We start from the raw sequence: 953 nt of genomic DNA, 5'->3' as shown, positions 1-953 counted from the left end.
ACCGTCGGCCCCCGCCAGATCCCGTACGTCTCCCTCATCGCGACCGCCGTGCTGGCCGTCCTCGGGCTCCTGCTGGGGCTGAACGGCAACGCCGCCGCGACCCTGATCTCGTTCGGCTCGGGCGGCTTCTACTTCATCTTCCTCACCGTCGCCCTCGTGGCGCTCGCCGCCCGCCTGAGCGGCCGGTGGAACCCGGCGGCCGGGCAGGTGCGACTGGGCCGGCTCGGCCTGGCCGTCAACGTGCTCGCCGTCCTCTGGCTGCTCTTCGAAGCGGTCAACATCGCCTGGCCGCGTGCCGAACTGGCACCGGCCGACGGCGGCTGGGTCCAGACGGGGGCCGTGATCCTCGTCTTCTCCGTGCTCTTCGTCGTCGGCGCCGCCTACGTCGTCCTCGCCAGGCCCCACACCCGGCTCCCGCACCACACCGGCCCCCGGCCGAACCCCGAAGAGGTGAACGCGTCCTGATGTCGTCGCAACTCTCCCCCGCCGTCGTCTTCGAGCCCGGCTCGGGCCTGCGGACCCGTGAGGTGGCGCTGCGCCCCGCCGGACCGGGCGAGGTCGAGATCGACGTCCGCGCGGCCGGCGTGTGCCACTCGGACCTCCACATCGTGACCGGCGACTGGCCCACCGACCGTCCCCTCGTCCTCGGCCACGAAGCGGCCGGCGTCGTCACCGGCACGGGCCCCGGGGTCACCGCCCTGAGCCCCGGCGACCACGTCGTCCTCTCCTGGTTCGCCCCGTGCCGGCGCTGCCGCAAGTGCGTGGCCGGACAGGCGTGGCTGTACACCGGCACCAAAGCCGTCGCCAACACCCTGCCCGACGGAAGCACCCCCTTCTCCGACGCCCGGGGCGAGCCGGTCTGGCCCTACCTCGGGCTGGGCGCCTTCACCGACCGGCTGGTCGTCCCCGAGACGGCGGCGGTCAAGGTGCCGGCCGTGCTGCCGTTCGGGATC

1 protein-coding gene and 1 pseudogene are annotated in these 953 nt (G+C 73.9%); both read left to right on the top strand.

Features of this window, described 5'->3' with window-relative positions; all coding sequences use genetic code 11:
* Nucleotides 1-465: pseudogene (locus DMC61_RS40820) on the top strand (hypothetical protein); the annotation flags it as partial.
* On the top strand, nucleotides 465-953 hold a 489-nt coding region (locus tag DMC61_RS40815; protein WP_158634185.1), incomplete at its 3' end, for an alcohol dehydrogenase catalytic domain-containing protein. The pseudogene DMC61_RS40820 and the gene DMC61_RS40815, both read left to right, overlap by 1 nt.

This window comes from Amycolatopsis sp. WAC 04169 (genome assembly GCF_003947535.1).
Classification (GTDB): domain Bacteria; phylum Actinomycetota; class Actinomycetes; order Mycobacteriales; family Pseudonocardiaceae; genus Amycolatopsis; species Amycolatopsis keratiniphila.
The sequence above is the reverse complement of the archived record's forward strand: the minus strand, read 5'-3'. Positions and strand labels throughout refer to the sequence as shown.